This is a genomic window from Cupriavidus sp. C1SS-2L, assembly GCF_057073735.1.
The window spans coordinates 2,233,300-2,252,728 of record NZ_CP172708.1; the positions used below are offsets into that span (position 1 = coordinate 2,233,300).

15 protein-coding genes and 1 tRNA gene are annotated in these 19,429 nt (G+C 64.6%); 9 read left to right on the forward strand and 7 right to left on the reverse strand.

Features of this window, described 5'->3' with window-relative positions; all coding sequences use genetic code 11:
• The first annotated feature begins 43 nt into the window (after positions 1-43).
• The 6 genes from ACIGJG_RS10355 (at position 44) to ACIGJG_RS10380 (ending at position 9,936) form a co-directional block, all read left to right on the forward strand.
• Positions 44-217 carry a hypothetical protein gene (locus ACIGJG_RS10355; protein ID WP_011298171.1) on the forward strand — a complete coding sequence of 58 codons (174 nt, stop codon included), beginning with the start codon at positions 44-46 and terminating at the stop codon, positions 215-217.
• A gap of 314 nt (positions 218-531) precedes the next feature.
• Complete coding sequence (locus ACIGJG_RS10360; protein ID WP_011298172.1) at positions 532-1,344, forward strand: hypothetical protein; 813 nt, start codon at positions 532-534, stop codon at positions 1,342-1,344.
• A 21-nt stretch (positions 1,345-1,365) separates the two neighbouring features.
• Positions 1,366-3,420 (forward strand): CHAT domain-containing protein, encoded by a 2,055-nt coding sequence (locus ACIGJG_RS10365; protein ID WP_483672301.1) that lies wholly within the window; start codon positions 1,366-1,368, stop codon positions 3,418-3,420.
• 1 nt (position 3,421) lies between these two features.
• Positions 3,422-7,132 carry an nSTAND1 domain-containing NTPase gene (locus ACIGJG_RS10370; RefSeq protein WP_483672302.1) on the forward strand — a complete coding sequence of 1,237 codons (3,711 nt, stop codon included), beginning with the start codon at positions 3,422-3,424 and terminating at the stop codon, positions 7,130-7,132.
• A gap of 27 nt (positions 7,133-7,159) precedes the next feature.
• Positions 7,160-8,506 carry a hypothetical protein gene (locus ACIGJG_RS10375; RefSeq protein WP_483672303.1) on the forward strand — a complete coding sequence of 449 codons (1,347 nt, stop codon included), beginning with the start codon at positions 7,160-7,162 and terminating at the stop codon, positions 8,504-8,506.
• A complete protein-coding gene (locus ACIGJG_RS10380) occupies positions 8,503-9,936 on the forward strand; it encodes a C25 family cysteine peptidase (protein ID WP_483672304.1) in 1,434 nt (477 codons plus the stop codon). Before ACIGJG_RS10375 ends, ACIGJG_RS10380 begins: the two co-directional genes overlap by 4 nt.
• 6 nt (positions 9,937-9,942) lie before the next feature.
• On the opposite strand, the gene ACIGJG_RS10385 is transcribed toward ACIGJG_RS10380, so the two are convergent.
• Both ACIGJG_RS10385 and ACIGJG_RS10390 read right to left on the reverse strand, forming a co-directional pair.
• On the reverse strand, positions 9,943-10,149 hold the full coding sequence (locus ACIGJG_RS10385) for a hypothetical protein (protein ID WP_041679638.1): 207 nt from the start codon (positions 10,147-10,149) through the stop codon (positions 9,943-9,945).
• Positions 10,150-10,217: 68 nt separating this feature from the next.
• A complete protein-coding gene (locus ACIGJG_RS10390; RefSeq protein WP_166487004.1) occupies positions 10,218-10,394 on the reverse strand; it encodes a hypothetical protein in 177 nt (58 codons plus the stop codon).
• Between the two features lie 200 nt (positions 10,395-10,594).
• Here ACIGJG_RS10390 and ACIGJG_RS10395 point away from each other — a divergent pair, with 200 nt between their 5' ends.
• The 3 genes from ACIGJG_RS10395 to ACIGJG_RS10405 all read left to right on the forward strand — a co-directional run bounded on the left by ACIGJG_RS10395 (position 10,595) and on the right by ACIGJG_RS10405 (position 11,531).
• Complete coding sequence (locus ACIGJG_RS10395) at positions 10,595-10,888, forward strand: hypothetical protein (protein WP_084791905.1); 294 nt, start codon at positions 10,595-10,597, stop codon at positions 10,886-10,888.
• A 103-nt stretch (positions 10,889-10,991) separates the two neighbouring features.
• A tRNA-His gene (locus tag ACIGJG_RS10400) sits at positions 10,992-11,067 on the forward strand.
• A 314-nt stretch (positions 11,068-11,381) separates the two neighbouring features.
• Complete coding sequence (locus ACIGJG_RS10405; RefSeq protein ID WP_166486968.1) at positions 11,382-11,531, forward strand: hypothetical protein; 150 nt, start codon at positions 11,382-11,384, stop codon at positions 11,529-11,531.
• A gap of 446 nt (positions 11,532-11,977) precedes the next feature.
• Here the strand turns inward: ACIGJG_RS10405 and dusA are convergent, their stop codons facing one another.
• The 5 genes from dusA to typA all read right to left on the reverse strand — a co-directional run bounded on the left by dusA (position 11,978) and on the right by typA (position 19,363).
• Positions 11,978-13,003, reverse strand: coding sequence for a tRNA dihydrouridine(20/20a) synthase DusA (dusA, locus tag ACIGJG_RS10410; RefSeq protein ID WP_011298179.1), 1,026 nt, complete (start codon positions 13,001-13,003; stop codon positions 11,978-11,980).
• Positions 13,004-13,783: 780 nt separating this feature from the next.
• Complete coding sequence (locus ACIGJG_RS10415; RefSeq protein ID WP_011298180.1) at positions 13,784-14,347, reverse strand: NADPH-dependent FMN reductase; 564 nt, start codon at positions 14,345-14,347, stop codon at positions 13,784-13,786.
• A 127-nt stretch (positions 14,348-14,474) separates the two neighbouring features.
• Complete coding sequence (locus ACIGJG_RS10420) at positions 14,475-15,557, reverse strand: enoyl-CoA hydratase/isomerase family protein (RefSeq protein WP_483672305.1); 1,083 nt, start codon at positions 15,555-15,557, stop codon at positions 14,475-14,477.
• A gap of 100 nt (positions 15,558-15,657) precedes the next feature.
• Positions 15,658-17,223 (reverse strand): methyl-accepting chemotaxis protein, encoded by a 1,566-nt coding sequence (locus tag ACIGJG_RS10425; protein ID WP_220630878.1) that lies wholly within the window; start codon positions 17,221-17,223, stop codon positions 15,658-15,660.
• Between the two features lie 319 nt (positions 17,224-17,542).
• Positions 17,543-19,363 (reverse strand): translational GTPase TypA, encoded by a 1,821-nt coding sequence (typA, locus tag ACIGJG_RS10430; protein ID WP_011298183.1) that lies wholly within the window; start codon positions 19,361-19,363, stop codon positions 17,543-17,545.
• Positions 19,364-19,429: the final 66 nt, after the last annotated feature.

Genomic DNA, 19,429 nt, shown 5'->3' on the forward strand with positions numbered 1-19,429 from the left:
TTTGCCGCTTTTTGCTGCTTTTGCCAAATCGAGAGGTGTAGCCATGCCGCAAATCAACCACATTGCCGCCGCCCGTCAACCGGTCAAGCCGGTCCCGTTCCGGCAATCGAAAGGCGTTCGCATCTACCAGGGCGCGCAGCGCCGCACCATGGTCGGCAGCATGGCAGACATCTGCCGCATGCTGGAACTGGCCGAGCCGCCGAAGCTCCTGGCCTGATCCTTCCCGCCAGGCATGAGGGCGCTGCAGCCCTCCTTGATGGCAGATTGATCGAGAATTGCATATTCTGCATATCTCATCTTCATTTGTTTTGTCCGCGGCACCTTTCCATCGAGGGTGTCACCTTCTAGCCTTCAGATAGCAGGCACAGCGCGCCACGGCGCCGTCGCAGAACGGCCCGACCGCAGCATGGCGCGCCATCGGAGGGGACCGGCTCGCGCCCGTTGCCGCCGGCCGCCAGCTTTGCGTTTGCCGGGGTATTTGCGAACGCTCGGCGCTGTCGGCGCCGTCAGCGAATCCGCATGGGAGGCATCATGGCCACCATTGCGCTAACGGACGCCTTGCGTCAGGACTACGCATCGCTGTTCAACAACTGCGTCATCAACGCCGCGCGCGCGGCGGACGTCGACGGGCTCGTCAGGTCACTGGAACGCAACCGGCCTCGCTATGAGACTGCGGGCACCCTCTCAGGCGTGCCCTGGCACTTCATCGCCGTGATCCACAACATGGAGTGCGGCCAGCGGTTCGATTGCCATCTCCACAATGGCGACCCGCTGGGCGCCCGCACCACGCATGTGCCCGCCGGCCGCCCGCGCGCCAGTTCGCCGCCGTTCAGCTGGGAAGACAGTGCAGCCGATGCGCTGGCCCTCAAGGGACTTGGCGCGGCCACCGACTGGAGCCTGTCCGGCATGCTGTTCCAGGTGGAGCGGTACAACGGCTTCGGCTACCGCTCCTACCATCCGCAGGTCTCGACGCCTTACCTCTGGAGCTTTTCCAACCACTACGTTTGCGGCAAATACGTGGCTGATGGCACGTGGTCCGACACGGCGGTGTCGCGCCAGTGCGGCGCCGCGGTACTGCTGCGGCGCATGGCCGAGACCGGTGCGATCGGCTTCGCGGACCAGCCACCGCATGCCGAGACAGATGCGCCGCTGGTCGTGCGCTATGCCGCGCGCAAGCCTATGGATGCCACCGTCATCGCGCAGGCAGACGCGCTACAGCGCTGGCTCAATACGTACCCCGGAATCTTCGTCAAACTGGACGGCTATCCGGGCAAGCGTACCTCGGCAGCCTACCGCGACGTGACCGGGCACTACCTGCCCGGCGATCCGCGAACCTTGGCATAGGCCTCCCTCCCCCGACCGCCCATGCCACGCAACTACTCCGAACTGGAAATCGTCATCGGCACGGATGCCGCGGGCGGATACGAAGCCGAGGCCAGGCATCGCGTGCCAGAAGGCGACGTCATCACGCCACGCGTCGCGCTAAAGCTTGCGCCGGATGACCCCGCCCTGCGCGATGCCGATCCGCAGGTATGCGGCCGCGCGCTGGCCGCGAGCCTGTTCGGCGCACCGCCACTGCGTGACGCCTTCGTCGTCGCCCAGGCATCGGCCAATGAGCGTCGCCTGGACCTGCGCGTGCGCCTGCGCATCGGCGTCGATGCGCGGGAACTGCACGCGCTGCCGTGGGAAACGCTGTACGACCCCGCCGGCGAGCACGCGTTGTTCATCACCCAGCGCTGCTTCTTTTCGCGCTACCTGTTCGCGCGCGAGATGCGCCTGCCACGCCTGCGCGCGAAGAGCGATGTCAGCGCGCTCGTGGTCGTAGCGAACCCGAGCGGGCTGGGCCCCGAACTCAAGCCGATCGACGCGGCCGGCGAAGCCGCGCGCGTCATTGCCGCGCTAGCGCCGATTCCAGCCACGACACTGGCCGAGCCGGGCCACGCCACGATCGACCGCATCTTCGCCGCGCTGCAGGAAGGCGCTGACGTGTTCTGCCTGATCTGCCACGGCGCGCTCGTCGATGACCAGCCCATGCTCTGGCTCGAACAGGCCGACGGCAGCCGCGATCCGGTCAGCGGCAGCGTGCTCGTGAACCGCATCGGCACGCTGGAGCGCCCGCCGAGCCTGGTCGTGCTGTGCTCATGCCAGAGCGCCGGTGCTGGCGCCGCGCGCAGCGCCAGCACGCTGATGGCGCTGGGTCCTCTGCTCGCGCAGGCCGGCGTGCCGGCCGTGCTCGCGATGCAGGGCAATGTCGGCATGGCCACCATGGATGCGTTCCTGCCGCTCTTTTTTGCCGAGTTGCGCGAGCATGGCGAAGTCGATCGCGCCGCCGGCGTGGCACGCGCGGCGGTCAGCGAGCATCCGGACTGGTGGATGCCCGCGGTGTTCACGCGACTGGACAGCGGCCGCATCTTCTATCCACCTGGCTTCGCGCCCGACGACGGCGATGGCGGCGACGCATGGCGCGCCGTCATCGAGAACATCCGCCACGGCGAGACCACGCCAATCCTCGGCCCCGCGATGAGCGAAACGGTGTTTGGTTCACGGCTGCAGCTCGCGCAAATGTGGGCCGAGGCCTACCACTTCCCGATGGCGCCGCACGAGCGCGACGAGCTGCCGCAAGTCGCCCAGTACCTCGCGGTTTCACAGCAGGGGGTATTTCCGCGGCGCTTGTTCTACAAGTTCGCCTACCAGCATATCGTGCAGCTGTATCGCGACCTGCTCCCACCCGAGCTGCTCGCGCTGAAGAACGAGGACATCATCGCGCAGCTCAGCGACGTGGTCAGCGCCGTCGGCCGCGCGCAGCGCGACCGCGAGCCGCAAAGTCCGTATCGCACCATGGCGCGTCTGAAGCTGCCGGTGTACCTGAGCACCGACCCCAGCGACCTCCTTCCCGATGCGCTGCGCGAGAACGGTGCCGATCCGAGCGTGCGGCTATGCCGCTGGAACCGCCAGGCCGAGGCTTGCGACGACGCGCTCGCCGAGGGCCGCAAGCGCGCCGCACCGACCGCGCAAGCGCCGATGGTGCTCAAGCTGTTCGGCGACCTGCGCGAGCCCGGCTCGCTCGTGCTCACCGAAGACCACTACTTCGATTACCTCACGAGCGTCTCGGTCAACCGCAATGCGATCCCGCTTGCCGTGCGTGCAAGGTTGAACGACAGCGCCCTGCTCTTCGTCGGCTTCGACGTGCAGTCGTGGGAATTCCGCATCCTGTTCCGCAGCATCCTGAACCTCGAAGGAGCGGACCTGCGGCAGGAATACCAGCACCTGTCGGCACAGCTCGATCCGAACAGCATCGTCGACCCGGTCAGTGCGCGCCGCTACCTGGAGCGCTATTTCCAGGACAAGGCCAGGCTCAAGTTGTACTGGGGCGATGTCGGCATGTTCACCGCCGAGCTACAGCAGCGCATGGAGCCATGACATGGCAGACGCCCACGCCGGCCCCTACATCGGCCCGAGTCCACTCGACGAAACCGACCCCATCTTCGGCCGCGACGCCGAGATCGAAGAGTTGCGCGACCGCCTCATCGCCGACCGCATCGTGCTGCTGTACTCGCCATCGGGTGCGGGCAAGACCTCGCTGATCGAAGCCGGGCTGCGTCCGCGGCTGGCCGATCGCTTTGACGTGCTGCCCACCGCGCGCGTGAGCGCACCGTATGGCGGTGCCAACCGTTATGTCACGAGCGTGCTGCATTGCTGGGCCACGCGCACGGGCGTAAAGCCGCGCGCGGACGACACGCTGCTGTCGTGCGTGTCCCGCATGCAGGATCAGCCCAGCAACACCAGGCCGCGACGGCTCATGATCGTGCTCGACCAGTTCGAGGAGATCTTCACGCTCGACAGCGACGACATCGCGCAGAAGCGCGAGTTTTTCGCGCAGCTCGGCGATGTGCTCGAGCACGGCGCCAGCCCGGTCTGGGCACTCGTGTCGATGCGCGAGGAATATTTCTCGTGGCTCGACGCCTATCGCGATCTCGTGCCGACGCGGCTCACCAACACCATGCGTATCGACTTGCTGACGCGCGAGCAGGCACTGGAGGCGTTGACCGGGCCGGCAAAAGCCGTGGGTGTGGATTTCCGCGAAGACGCCGCGGAACGCCTGGTGCATGACCTCGCGCAGATCCGCACGCGCGACGCAAATGGCCAGGCCGTTATGCGCGAGGGCCGCTTTGTCGAACCGGTCCAGCTGCAAGTTGTTGGCCTGAGCCTGTGGCGACAGTGCTTTGGCGAAGCCGGCACCCCGCCCGCCGGTGCGGTCATTACGCTCGATCAGGTGCAACGGCTCGACACGGGTGCCGCGCTGGCCTCGTACTGCAACCTCGCCCTCGATGCTGCGGCGCCGACCCGCGCGCGCCAGCGCGTGGTACGCGAATGGATCGAAAGCCGGCTGATCACCGCCGCGAATATGCGCGCACAGGCGACGCTCGATGCCGGTGTTCGCGCGTCGCCCACCGCGGCGGAACTTGGCGTGCTGCAGCAATATCACCTCGTGCGTGCGCAGAGCCGGCAGGACGCGCAGTGGTACGAGCTCACGCACGACCGCCTGACCGAGCCGCTGCGCGCGAGCAACGCCCAATGGCGCACGCAGTTCCTGCCGCACTGGAAGCAACTTGCGCGCGCGTGGGCGCTGTCCGGCGAGAACCCGGGCGTCTTCGGCAAGCTCACGTCCACCGAAGAACTCGACGACACCCTGCTCGAACCGGAAGACATGCACAGCGAAGCCGAGAACCGCTTCCTGGCGGCATACCGGCGCCACCGCGAATCTCGCGCACGCTCGCGCAAATGGCGCATATTGGGTTATGCGCTGGGCACGGTCACGCTGCTGTTCCTGATCGGCTTCGTGCTGTCGGCATGGCAACTGCGGTCAACCAAGCAGGATCTTGCGCGCCAGAACGCGCTGTTTTCGCTGCTCAATTCACGTCCGGCGCCCGACGCGGCATTGCTCGCCGCCGTCGAAGGCACGCGCGGACAACACGGGCACGATCGCCCCGACAATGCATTCGATTTCCGCCGCCCGCTGCTCGGCACGCTGCATCGCGCACGCCATATCGATGCCTACCTGGCCCGCGCCGACGGCCGCATGCTCGAAGTCCAGGCCGATGCCACGCACCGCGTGACAGCGCGCCTCGAAAACGGACGCTGGGCCATCGAGATTGTCGAATTGGCACCGGGCGGACGCAGCGCCAGCCTCGACGAGGCGCAATTGCGCAACCAGCATCCGCAAGGCGTGCGTGCTTTCGTGCTGGCCGGAGCCGGGACGCTCGCCACGGGCGGCCAGGACGGCAGCGTGGCGCTGTGGAGCATCGCGCAGCCCGGCCGGGCCACGCGGCTGGCACTGCCGCGCGGCGCACGCCCGTCGGCCGGTTGGGGTCCGGTATCCGCGCTCGCCAGTGACGGTCGGCGGCTGGTCGCCGGCTTCGAAGGCGGCCGGGTAGTCATATGGGACCTGGCCCGTGCGGGCGGCAACTGGCAGCAGCCGGTCGCCACCGGCCGCGCGCATGCCATGCGCGTCACCGGACTGGCGCTGTTCGACAACGGACGCCAACTCGCTACGGTATCGCGCGATGGCAAGGCAAGGCTCTGGGGCCTGTCGGAGGGCGCCGCGCCTGGGCCATTGCTGCTAACCGACCCATCTCAGGAGCTGACTTCGCCGCCCGGCAACACCGACTGGTTTTCCGGCTACCACAGTGTCGCCGTGAGTCCTGATGGCAGCCTTGTCGTGGCCGGTACGCGCAGCGGCCGCATCGATGTCTGGCGCGCCGCGGATGGCGGGCGCTGGCCCCGTCCGCTTTCCGGCCATGACGACGCGGTCGTCCGGCTCGTCTTCACAGGCGACCGGCAACTGCTGTCCGGCGGATGGGACGGCCGTGTCATCAAATGGCAGCTCGACCCCGAAGGCATGCAGGTCGTGCGCAACGAGCTGATCGACTTGCCCGCGCAGATCACCGGGCTTGCACCGGGCGGGCACCAGCAATTGCTGGCCTCGACCGAACAAGGCGAACTGCTGCAGATGCGCGTGGATACGCCGCGCAATCCGATCGCACGCATTGTGGCGCGCAAGCAGGACAACGCCCCGCCGCAATTGCTGGCCCTTGCCGGCAGCAGCCCATCACAGGCTGCCGCCAGCGATAGCCAGGGACTGACGATGCTGCAAGCCGAGGGCGCACAGCCCGCCGTGCGCCGCCTGCCCGGTCAGTTCCAGCCGCCCGTCACCGCGCTGGCATGGTCGCGCGCGGCACAACGCCTGGCGCTGGCAGATGCCAGCGGCAATGTGTGGATGGTCGGTACCGACGGCGCAGGCCTGCCGCTGCCGGACGTCAGGGCCGGCAAGCAGGCCCGCCTCGCGCTCAGTGCAGGCGCCGATTTGCTCGCGATACGCTCCGACGATCCCGGCAATGGCCGCCGCCTGCAGATGTGGCGCTTGCCGGCAGCCGGCAAACCCGGCGCATCAACGCCGTGCCAGATACCACTGCCGGACGATCTTGCGCGCGCCACCAATGCCGTATTCCGCCCCGGCGGCAGCGAGCTTGCCGTGTCCGACGACGACCGCCTCAGCCTGTGGCGCATCGACGTTTCCGCGCCCGATTGCGCTGGCGCGCGGGCCACATTGGTGCGCCAGTTCCAGGACCTGCCGCGTGGCCAGATCACGAGCCTCGCTTTCGACCACCAGGGCAATGCGCTGGTCGCAGGCAACTACCTCGGGAAGGTGTACCGGCTTGCGATCGGACCACAGCCATCCACGGATCCCGCCAAGGCATCGGTCGCGCCAGTATTGCTCAAGCAGGATGCGTCGGGCGTCATCACCTCGCTTGCCGTCCCGGATGCGCCATTTGTCGTCGCCGGCGACGACCACGGCAACCTGTTCCTGCTCGACAGCCATGCCGACCGGCCGCTGCCGATTCCGCAGGCGCTGTACCACGACCCGCGCCAGCCCGTCGCCCAGCTTTCCGTCAGCGACGACGGGCGTTGGCTCTATGCCGCGGGCACCGAAGTCGCTGCCGTCTGGGATCTCGATCTCGACGCGTGGCGCCGGCAAGCCTGCGCCATTGTGGGGGGCGGCTTCACGGCGCAGCAGAAGGCCGACTACTTCAAGGCCGACACGCGGCAGCCGGATGCGTGCGAGACGCGCTGAGGCCGGCACAAACATCAGGAGTCCGCCATGCCAATCCAGACCATCGCAGCCACTGGCACCACTTACGCGCTGATCGCGCTGGACGCCGACGGCAATGAGCGCAACGACGACCCGGACGCCCTAGGTGCGCAAGCCGGACGCCTGTCCGACCGCCTGCTCGCGCAATGGCGCGACGGCCCCGCGCCGACAGACATCTTCCTTTGGAGCCACGGCTGGCAGGGAGATATCCCGGCCGCGCGCAGCCAGTATGACCGCTGGATCGGTGCATTCAGCAGCTGCGCGGTCGACGAGCAGGAAATGCAAATGGCACGACCGGGCTTCGCACTGGCCCATATCGGCGTGCATTGGCCAAGTCTGCCCTGGGGGGACGAAGAACTGGGCGACAGCGCGAGCTTTGCCGCTCCCGCGCACGCAGGCAAGGACGCCATGATCGACGCCTATGCGCAGCGCCTTGGCGATACACCGGAAATCCGCGCAGCGCTGGCCGTCATCGTGGAAGCGGCGCGCACCGGCGCCGACGCCGCTCGGCTGCCGCCCGAAGTGCGGCAGGCCTACCTGCAGCTTGACCAGGCACTCGCGCTTGGCGCAAAAGGCGTGGACGGCGATGCCAGTGCCGACCGCCTGCCCTTCAACCCCGATGCGTCGTTCGCCGAAGCGAGCCAGTTGAGCGCCGCGTTTGGCGCGCCTTCGCTTGGAGGTATCCTCGCACCGCTGCGCCAGCTCTCGTTCTGGACCATGAAGAAGCGCGCGCAGACCGTCGGCGAGCAAGGCGTGCATCCGCTGATCAATCGCTTGCTGGATGCCCTGCCCGACGCCCGCTTGCACCTGATGGGCCACAGCTTCGGCTGCATCGTCATGTCGGCGGCACTGGGTGGCCCCGGCGGTGCCGCGGCACTGCGCCGGCCGGTGGATTCCTGCGTGCTCGTGCAGGGCGCGATGTCGCTGTGGGCCTATGCACCGTCGATTCCGGTACGGCCCGACTCCGCAGGCTATTGCCATCGGCTGCTGGCCGACGGCAAGTTGCACGGGCCGCTGGTCACTACGCGTTCGCGGCATGACACAGCGGTGTGCGAACTCTATCCCTGGGCCGCCGGCGTCGCGGGACAGGTCGCGTTCGACGCTGCGCAAACCTATCCCACCTTCGGCGCAATCGGCGCATTCGGCATCCAGGGCGTGGAGGCCGCGGCCGACACCGCCATGCTCGATATCGACGGGCGCTACACCATGCCCGGCGCACGCGTGCTGAACGTTGAAGCGAGCGACTATATCTGCCACAAGTCGGGCGTTTCGGGCGCGCACAACGACATCAGCGGACCACAGGTGGCGCACCTGATCTGGCAGGCCGCTGAGGCAAGCGCCACGGAGGCACCATGAGCGAAACGTCGCTGCCCATCGCGCTGGGGATACACGCGGACACCGGGCAACCGCTGGCCGATCTCGACAAGGCAGGCATCGAGGCGTTCTGCACGCGCGAGCAGGCCGGCCGCCGAGCGCCAGAGCGTGCCGCAGAAAAGGCGCGACAGATCGATACCTATGCCGTCATGGGCGACGTGGACGCCGACAATCTCGCGGAAGCCGGCTGGGGCTTGCTGTTCGCCGCCGACACCGATCCCGCGCCCTACCTTGAAGCACTCGCTCCGTTGATCGAAAAGCGACGTTCGGAAGCGGGCGACATCAAAATCTTCCACGGCCCGGGCGGCTGCCTGCACGGCGACACTGCCACGACCTGGCTGGCTCGGCACAAGGTGTCACTGAACGTCGTCGATCCTGCGCTTGGTGTGCCGTACTACCTGCTTCTGATTGGGCCGCCTGACGGGATATCGTTCGCCTTCCAGTACACGCTTGACCTTTACTGGGCGGTCGGCAGGCTGGATTTCCCTGAATTCGAAGACTACCGGCGCTACGCCGACAGCATCGTCGCCTACGAAAGCGCGCCAACCGTGCCATCGCGCCGCAACGTCGCCCTCTTCGCCACGTGCCACGACTTCGACCGCGCCACGCAGATGCTGACGCGCCAGCTCGCCGCGCCACTGGCCATGGGAACCGCGCAAACCAAACCGCTCGGCGAACGGCAAGGCTTTGCCATGCGCGCCTTGCTCGGCGATGCCGCCACCAAGGCAGCGCTGAGGGGCCTGCTACGCGGCGACGGTCCCGACGGCGCGCCGGCCGTGCTGCTGACCGGATCGCATGGCATGTGCGTGCGCGCCGACGACGACCGCATTGCCGAAGTACAAGGTGCACTCGTCTGCCAGGACTGGCCCGGCTATGGCGCCATCGACTCGAGCCACTGGTTTGCAGGTAGCGACATTCCCGCCGACGCGCAATGCCATGGCCTGATCCATTTCTGCTTTGCGTGCTTCGGCGCGGGCTCTCCCGATCTGGACAACTTCAGCGCACCCGGCGCCGACAGCCACCGCATCGCGCCCTACCCGTTCACGGCGCGCCTGCCCCAGCGGCTGCTCGCACACCCGCAGGGCGGAGCATTGGCCGTGCTGGGCCATGTGGATCGTGCGTGGGCGTACAGCTTCCAGTCCGAGCGCGCCGATCCGCAAACCCAGGGCTTTCGCGACGTGGTCGGCAGCCTGCTGCGCGGCCAGCGCGTGGGCCAGGCCACCGATCGCTTCAATATTCGCTGGGCAGCATTGAGTACGGAACTCGCCGATGTGCTACGTGATCGCAGTGCGGGAGCCGCGGTGTCGGAAACCGAGCTGGCCCTGCGCTGGATCGCTCGGGACGATGCACGCAATTACGTTGTGCTGGGCGACCCGGCGGTGCGATTGCGGGTGGGGGATATGGAGCGATAGCGCGGGCTAGTCGTTGGCGTCGCCGGAGATATCGTCGATCTCGTGTTTCGCCGCCGCATAGGCCGCGTCGATTGCATCGCCTTCCGATGTCAAAAGCGCTCCGGCGTTATGCCTGTGTCCATGGCCCCGGATGGAAAAGGACCAGTTCCATTGGCCCTCGGCGGCCTTAAGCGCCTGAATCGAGATTTCGCGGCCCTTGTATCGATATTCCATGGCGGTCTCCCGAAAGCCGGTCCATCGTAGCATGAAGCTTCAGATGATCAGGACCGCTCGACGAGCCTTCAGATCCACTGCGGTTGTGCCGTTTTCTTCTTGCCGAGGATCGCCATGAGGACCAGCCCGAGCGACGGCGTAAAGACCATCGAGAACGCCACCCAGATAGCACCTGAACGACCCAAAATGTGAGCCAGCAGGCCAACCGCAAAAGAGCAAAGACACCAGAACGCGAGAGCAAACATGATAATGACCGCCGTAAGGTTGTTGCGGCTTCAGTATGGAAAATCTGGCTCAGGTCATTTGATATTGCGGGACATTTTCTTGGCATTCCGGGACATATTGGGGAAAGACCTGAGCGATAGAAGTTGATGGACGACGGCAGGTGTTCGAGGTGACGCGTGATAGCATGATTCGCGGTAAGGCACTGCCAATGTGCTGCTCAATGGAACTGCAAGAAACGAGGTGGGCTGTGGGGGACGACCAGGCGCCATTTGGCGTTGTGTTTGAAGACTTCCGTTTGATCTGGGTGGCGGAGCGCCTGCAGGACGGCAAATGGACCGCGCGCTACTGCTGGCAACCAGGCACTTCCGAGGCAGCGGACCGGGCGCTGCAAGAAGCTGTGCTGAACGGCAAGTCGCGCCGGCTGCTGGGTCACTATGACACCGAGGCGGAAACCGTCGAAGCCATCAAGCAAGCCGTACTGCTGGAGGCCAAGTGGAGCCCCTCCAAAGGATAAAGACGCTTTCCTAAAAAAAATTGTGCGGGATACTAGCCATACCGGAAAGTTGTTTGTATAATCTTGGTTTTCGTCGATCAGCGCTTCGCTGATGACCTCTACGGTGGCTGTAGCTCAGTTGGTAGAGTCCAGGATTGTGATTCCTGTCGTCGTGGGTTCGAGTCCCATCAGCCACCCCAAGAATATCTTTGCACAACAGCCGCTTTCTCAAGCGGCTGTTTTGTTTTCAGGGTATCCAACGGCTACGCCAGCCGGAAAGCGATATCCGATTTCCCCGCATATATGCTACGCACAGCCCCTACCTACGCAGGGTTCAACAGTTGTCGTCGCACACAGATACTCTCTTCCGAGGGAAATTGACCCCCCTCGACCTTCCCGTCAGGCGGCCGACTAAAGCGCCGCCTGTCTTTTTTGGCATCTGCCGGATCATTCGTACGGAACCCCTTGGCATCGCCACAGCCAAAGTTGCTGTGTCGCTTTCAGGAGTTCGGCAGTGAACAAGGTATTTGGCATGGCAGCAGCAGCCCTGTTGGCAATGGCGCTGGCAGGTTGCGCCGGTAGTGGCGCAACAGATGGCGGGTCGGGGTCGAGCATTACCACCTACGGCACGATTGACGTCGGCGTCAGCCATACGAGCAAATAGCTCACACGGCGTGGAACTTTATCGTCACAGTACTATCAAAGCGTCATTGCTCGACATGAAAGACGCCCCAAAAAAAAGAGCCCGCAGCGCGGACTCTTAACTTTTGCGATCTCAAATGCCCTGAAGGCCGTTCCAATGTAACCGGCAATCGGGACTAGCGCCATTCGGGTAAACCGAAGTCGCCGTCGCACAACTCCAAAAAAAAGCAGCCCGCAAAGCGGGCTGAATAATCAGTTGAAGAAAGCCCTGTATTCGAGGGCAGGCACAGTGTAAGAAAGGGCCTGCCTTCGGCTAATTAGGGGAATCCCTTTCCTGGTGCGGGTCTCCGGGCGACGAATCGACGCAAGTGCCGCTCCCGCTACCCGCCCTGCCCTGATGCATAAATCCACCATTCGGAATTAGAGTATTTATTCGATGACTTTTCTGGCGCCGGCCCTCCGAATCGCCTATGCGGCTGCGCGATGCTCGGGTTCGAGCGGGGCGTTAGCATGCAGATGGGACCGCGCTTCTTCGAACAGCGCATCCACATTGGCATGCGTGCGGGCCGCCGACATCCGCTTGGCGTCTGACAGCACGCGCCGCCAGCCGCGGCCACCCGCCACACCGCGGTAGAGGCCCAGCATGTGGCGCGTGACGGCGCCCATGTAACCGCCGCGCTCCACCAGTTCGCCGATATAGCGCTGCATGGCTAGCTCCACGTCCAGCCGCGATCGCACCGGCGCCTCCGCGTCGCCGTAGAACCGGCCATCCATCTCCGCCAGCACATAGGGCTGGTGATAAGCCTCCCGGCCGATCATCACGCCGTCGACATTCTCGAGGTGGCTCGCCATTTCGTCATAGCTGACGATGCCGCCGTTGATCAGGATCTCCAGTTGCGGGAAATCCTGCTTCAACTGATAGGCAACTTCATAGCGGAGCGGCGGGATCTCGCGATTTTCCTTCGGGCTCAACCCCTTCAGGATGGCATTGCGTGCATGGACGATAAACGTTTCGCAGCCTGCCTGCGCCACGGTTCCGACAAAATCCCGAACGAAACCGTAATGCTCGACCTTATCGATGCCGATGCGATGCTTGACCGTAACGGGAATCGACACGGCATCGCGCATGGCTTTCACGCAGTCGGCCACGAGTTGCGGTTCGGCCATCAGGCAAGCGCCGAATGCACCACGCTGTACGCGCTCGGACGGGCATCCGCAATTCAGATTGACTTCCGCATAGCCCCACTGCTGGCCAAGGCGAGCGGCTACGGCGAGATCTGCTGGCTCGCTGCCGCCAAGTTGCAGCGCCACCGGGTGCTCGGCGGCGTTGAAATCCAGGTGCCGTGGCACATCTCCATGCAGCAGCGCGCCAGTGGTCACCATCTCCGTGTACAGCCAGGTATGGCGGCTGAGCTGGCGATGGAAGGTGCGGCAATGGCGATCGGTCCAGTCCATCATCGGGGCAACCGAGATGCGGCGGGGGCTTACTTTCATGGGAAAACGGCGTCAGTACTAGGGTCTGCGGGCGGTCTCGCCCTGTCTCGTCGTCTCGGAATTGACCTCGTTGAAGCCATTTTGGGGTGCAAGCGCTACGTTGTAGCACCACGAAGCATTTCGTGTAGCACCGCCGGGCAACGGAAACGATTGTCGAGCGAACGCAAGGACAAGAGTATAGGTTACCCGGCGCAGATTCGCCCGAAGCGAGGCCGGAAGCCCCCCACAACCAAACCATGACATTGGTCGCACCAGGCCGACTTCGTTGGCCTTCAGCCAAGCACGGGCAGTGGAACGCACCCGGTCAGGCCCGCCTTGCGCCGCCCCCTGCCGGCGCATGGAATGTCGGCGCACCATCCCACTCAACCGGTATGATCGCGCGCAGAACACGGCAACGCGCCCCGCCATCGGGTCTCGCCAAGTGAGTCGAGGGGATTCCTGGGCAAGCCTGCTCGCTACGCTCCGGCCCATTGAAGCGCTCGGCTACGCCGGCGCCGGACTGTCAACATGACATCGAAAACCAAGTCACCTCCGGTGACCTCCGCGCACGAATCCCGATCCGATATATCATGCTATGACGTATCTCGGCTGCTCAAGCGGTTTGAAACCGGCCAGAACAGTGCGCATGGGACGATTACACAAAGCCGCAAAATGATGAGAACGAGCATCGTGTTGCTATCGGAGATAGGTCGATTCGGTCCCAGGCCGTGGTAAAAAACAGGACAGCAGATAGGCCACAGCGCACGATTGCGCCGCGGCCCGTGCCATCCGCCAGCTACATCAGCGCGCAGCTGCGTTGCGTTCGATCCAGGCCGCGTACGTTGTCAGGTACTTGCCCAGGAAACCGCGGGTAGATTCGTTCGCGATACCGCCCTGCTCGTCGAACAGCTTGTCCACGCCGCTGATATAGGCCTCTGGCTGCTGCAGGATCGGCACGTTCAGGAATACCAGCGACTGCCGCAGGTGATGATTCGCCCCGAAACCACCGATGGCGCCGGGCGAAGCGCTGATCACGCCGCCGGGCTTGCCGTCCCAGGCGCTGCTGCCATATGGACGCGATCCGACATCGATCGCGTTCTTCAGCGGCGCCGGCACGGAGCGGTTGTATTCGGGTGTGACGAAGAGGACCGAATCGGCACGGCGGATGCGGTCGCGAAAGGCGGTCCACTCGGCTGGCGGACTGGCGTCGAGGTCCTGGTTGTACAACTGCAGGTTGCCAATCTCGACGATTTCGAGCTTGAGTGGCTGTGGCGCCAGCGCGATCAGCGCCTTGGCCAGCTTTCGACTGAACGACTCCTTGCGCAGGCTTCCCACCAGTACAGCGACATCACGAGGATTGCTCATAACGACTCCTTCAACTGTGCGGTTCGAGTGAAGCGGAATGGCGCCGGCCACATGGATGGCCTGTCATGCCTGGCGCCGATCCAGCCGTCACTCTACCCGAGTCTGGAGAGCCGCGTGGCTCACCCCCTTACTTGCCGAGACTGGCCAGCGGGTGATCTTCCGCACGCCACGGGCTATCGAAGAAGGACAGCACTTTCTCGTGACTCACGTCGTCGACGCGCGCGTCCTGCCAGCGTGGCTTGTGATCCTTGTCGATAGCGAGCGCACGGATGCCTTCCACGCCGTCGCCCTTGCGGAACACGTAGTGCATCATGTCGAGTTCCATGCGAAGTTCGTCGTCCAGCGACATGGTGCGCGCACGGCGGATCTGCTCGAGCGATACGTGCAGCATCAGCGGCGAACGGCTGCGCAGCATTGCTGCCGTTTGCGCGGCCCAGTCGCCCGGCGCATCGCTGATCGCGGCAAGAATGTCGACCATGGTGTCCCCGGCAAAGATACGGTCGATCTCGGCCGACAGCCCCGCAAGCTGGCTTTGCGCCGGCATGCACGCATCGCGATGCTGCTGCGCGAACGTGGCGATGTGGTCGAGCACGGCCTGGCCGTTGTCGAACGTGCGCGCGCGCAGCGCGCTGACCACTTCAGCCAGTACATTGGAAGGCAGATAGGCGTCGGCCAGTCCAGCATAGAGCGCATCGGCCGCGGCAATGACCGTGCCGGTGAGACCCAGGTATTCGCCGATGCGGCCCGGCGTACGCGCGAGGAACCAGCCCCCACCCACGTCCGGAAACAGCCCGATATTGGTTTCCGGCATGGCCATCTTGGTGCGCTCCGTGACGAGGCGCAGGCGCGCCCCTTGCGAAATGCCCATGCCGCCGCCCATGACGACACCGTCCATCAGCGCGATATAAGGCTTGGCGTAGCGGTGGATCAGAAAATTGAGCGCGTATTCCTCGACAAAGAACTGATCGAGCAGCGGATCGCCTTCATGCGCGGCCTTGTGGAAATAGCGAATGTCGCCGCCGGCGCAGAATGCCTTGCCACCGGCCCCCGCCACCACTACAGCCACGACCTCCGGTGCATTGACCCAGGCCTGCAGTGCCGCGGTCATGGCACGGATCATCTCCAGCGACAGCGCATTGAGCGCCTGCGGCCGGTTCAGCGTCAGGTAGCCGATGCCACCCTGGACTTCTGTCGTGACGAAGTCAGTCATGATGCTCTCCTACGCAAATGCAAGCCGCGATTCTACGCCGATCATTCGCGCGGGAGCGCTGCATGTGCGGCATCCGCACACGCGTCACAGCCTTGTATCGTCACGCGAGCCGGAACGTCGACACCAGCGACATCAGCCGCTGCGCCTGATCCTGAAGCGATGCTGCCGCGGCAGCGGCCTGCTCCACCAGTGCTGCGTTCTGCTGCGTCATGCCATCCATGTGCGACACCGCGAGGTTCACCTGCTCGATGCCGTTGGACTGCTCGTCCGACGCAGAACTGATATCGCGGATGATCGCGCTCACGCGCCGCACGGCATCGACGATGTCCTGCATCGCACGGCCCGCGTCATCCACAAGACCCGTGCCCTCGCGCACATTGGCCACCGATTTGCCGATGAGTCCGCGGATTTCCTTCGAAGCGCCCGCACAACGTTGCGCGAGATCGCGCACATCGCCCGCGACCACCGCGAAGCCCCGACCATGCTCGCCTGCCCGTGCGGCTTCTACCGCCGCATTCAAAGCGAGGATGTTGGTCTGGAATGCGATCTTCTCGATCACGTCGATGATGTCGACGATCTTGCCCGAACTTGCGTCGATCGACTGCATCGTATGCACCACGCGCAGCACCGCTTCGCTGCCGCGCTCGGCGAGCGTCGTCGCGTCGTTGGCGAGAGTCGCCGCTTCGCGCGCGCTGTCGGCGTTCTGGCGTACCGTGCCGGTCAGTTCTTCCATGCTAGACGCCGTTTCTTCCAGCGACGCGGCCTGCTGTTCCGTGCGCTGCGACAGGTCGGCATTGCCGCTCGCAATCTGCCGGCTGGCCGCGGCGATCGAATCCGCACCGCCGTTGACCTGGCTGACCATGGACACCAGGCTGGCCTGCATATTGCCGAGCATCCCAAGCATGCGGCTGGTTTCGCTGCGCGCCTTTTCGTCGGCAACGATGCCGGCATCGGTGGCAGCGCCACTGAGATCGCCATCTGCAATGCGCTCGAATCGCGCGATGGCAACGTCCAGAGGCTGCACGATAGAACGGCGCAGACGCCATGCCACAACTGTGCTGAAGACCAGGCCGGCAACGAGCACCACCGCCGACCACACGAGCAACTCGTTGTAGCGCTGCTGCGATTCTTCGTACACGCGGTGCGCACTCGCGATCTGCGCGCGACTCAGATCGCCGCTGGCTGCAGTCAGCGCGATGTCGAGCTTTGGAATGGTTTTCATCACCGACGTCATCACCGCTTCGCGGTCGCCGGCCCTCAACGCCGCAACCATCGGCGCAACGCCTTGCGAGAACAACGCTTCCCGCTTGGCAGAGACATCCTGCGTCAGGTTCGATTCTTCCGCGGAGCGAGGCACGGCGAGGTAAGCCTTCCACGCGGTCTCCGAATCGCGCGCGAAACCCTGCGCCGTTTCGGCGCGCGCGCGCGCATCGGCGGGATCCTTGGCAAGCGTCGCCTGGTCGAGCAATACACGGACCAGCAACTGGTTGGAACGGGCCTCCGCGAGGCGCATGGCAGCGGTCAACTGGTGCTCATAGATTTCGTGCGTAGCATCATTGCTGCGCGACATGCCGATCATGCCGAAGGCTCCGACAATCAACAGAAGGAGGTTGGTGACGACAATCAGGAACCACAATCTGGCGCCGATAGTAGTGTTGCGAAACATGGGCTCTCCGGAGTAAAGGGAACGGCCCGACCGGCCGTCCTGCTGGTCTACGGCGCTCCCGATCGTTCCTTGACCCTTGCCTGACGACAGACAGAACTGACTTTTTTGCATCGTCCGGTAACGTGAATCTGGCACCAGGAGCTATCTCTCCTGGTGTCTTTCTGCGGCGCTTGCAAGCTATGCGCATGCACACCGAATCGCTCGATCCCGGACTGATCGCGCTCTCGTTCGCGCCGGCATTCCTGGACCATCTTGAAAGGACGCCATAAAAAAACCGCGCACAAGGCGCGGTTTTTTATTACTGCGTTGAAGCGCGTTCTTACACGCCTTCGCGGGAGGCACGCTTGCGCTCGTGCTCCTTCAGGTGGCGCTTGCGCAGGCGGATGCTCTTCGGCGTGAGCTCGACCAGTTCGTCGTCGGCAATGAACTCCACCGCATACTCGAGCGACATCTGGATCGGCGGCACCAGGCGCACAGCTTCGTCGGTACCCGAAGCACGCACGTTGGTCAGCTGCTTGCCCTTGATCGGGTTCACGACCAGGTCGTTGTCGCGGCTGTGGATGCCGATGATCATGCCTTCATACAGCGCATCGCCCGGCTTCACGAACATGCGGCCGCGATCCTGCAGCTTCCACAGCGCGTAGGCCACGGCATCGCCATCGTCCTGCGAGATCAGCACGCCGTTGTGGCGCTCACCCAGGCCGCCTTCGCGCACCGGTGCGTAGTCGTCGAAGATATGGCTGATCAGGCCGGTACCGCGCGTCAGCGTCAGGAACTCGCCCTGGAAACCGATCAGGCCGCGGGCCGGGATGCGGTATTCGAGGCGGGTACGGCCCTTGCCGTCCGATGCCATGTCGAGCAGTTCGCCCTTGCGGCGACCCAGCTCTTCCATCACGCCGCCCTGGTGGCTGTCTTCGACGTCAACGGTCAGCAGTTCGTACGGCTCGTTCTTGACGCCGTCGATTTCCTTGAACACCACGCGCGGACGCGATACGGCCAGTTCGTAGCCTTCGCGACGCATGTTTTCCAGCAGGATGGTCAGGTGTAGTTCGCCGCGGCCCGACACTTCGAAGATCGTGTCATCGCCGGTGTCGTTCACGCGCAGCGCCACGTTCGACTTCAGTTCGCGGTCCAGGCGCTCGCGCAGCTGGCGGCTGGTCACGAACTTGCCTTCACGGCCCGCCAGCGGCGAGGTGTTGACGCAGAAGTTCATGGTCAGCGTCGGCTCGTCCACCTTCAGCATCGGCAGCGCGTCCTGGGCGTCCGGCGCGCACACCGTGCAGCCGATTCCCAGTTCTTCAATACCGTTGATCAGCACGATGTCGCCGGCTTCCGCTTCGGACACAATCTCGCGCTCCAGGCCCTGGAACTTCAGCACCTGGTTGATGCGGCCCTTGATGGGGTTGCCTTCGGGGCCGAACTTGACCACCACGTCCTGCAGCGGCCGGGCGCGGCCACGCGAGATGCGGCCCACGCCGATCTTGCCGACGTAGCTCGAGTAGTCCAGGGAGATAATCTGCAGTTGCAGGGGACCGTCGCGATCGTCGTCACGCACCGGCACCTTGTCCAGCACGGTTTCGAACAGCGGCTTCATGTCGCCGTCGCGCACGTCTTCGGTCAGGCCGGCAAAGCCATTCAGACCAGAGGCGTAGATGACCGGGAAGTCAAGTTGCTCGTCGGTGGCGCCCAGCTTGTCGAACAGGTCGAAGGTCTGGTTGATCACCCAGTCCGGGCGCGCGCCCGGGCGGTCGATCTTGTTGACGACCACGATGGGCTTCAGCCCCAGCGCCAGTGCCTTGCGGGTCACGAAGCGGGTCTGCGGCATCGGGCCTTCGACGGCGTCCACCAGCAGCAGCACGCCGTCGACCATCGACAGCACGCGCTCCACTTCACCGCCGAAGTCGGCGTGGCCCGGGGTGTCGACGATGTTGATATGGGTGCCGTTGTACTCGACGGCACAGTTTTTCGCGAGAATCGTGATCCCGCGTTCCTTTTCCAGGTCGTTCGAGTCCATCACCCGTTCGGCAACCTGCTGGTTGTCACGGAAGGTGCCTGCCTGGCGCAGGAGTTGGTCGACCAGGGTGGTCTTGCCATGATCGACGTGGGCGATGATGGCGATATTACGGATGGCGCGGGTCATTGCAGCGTCTCGCTGTACGGAAATCTGAAGTAACCCAACATTATAGCATGCTGCGGCGCGACATGC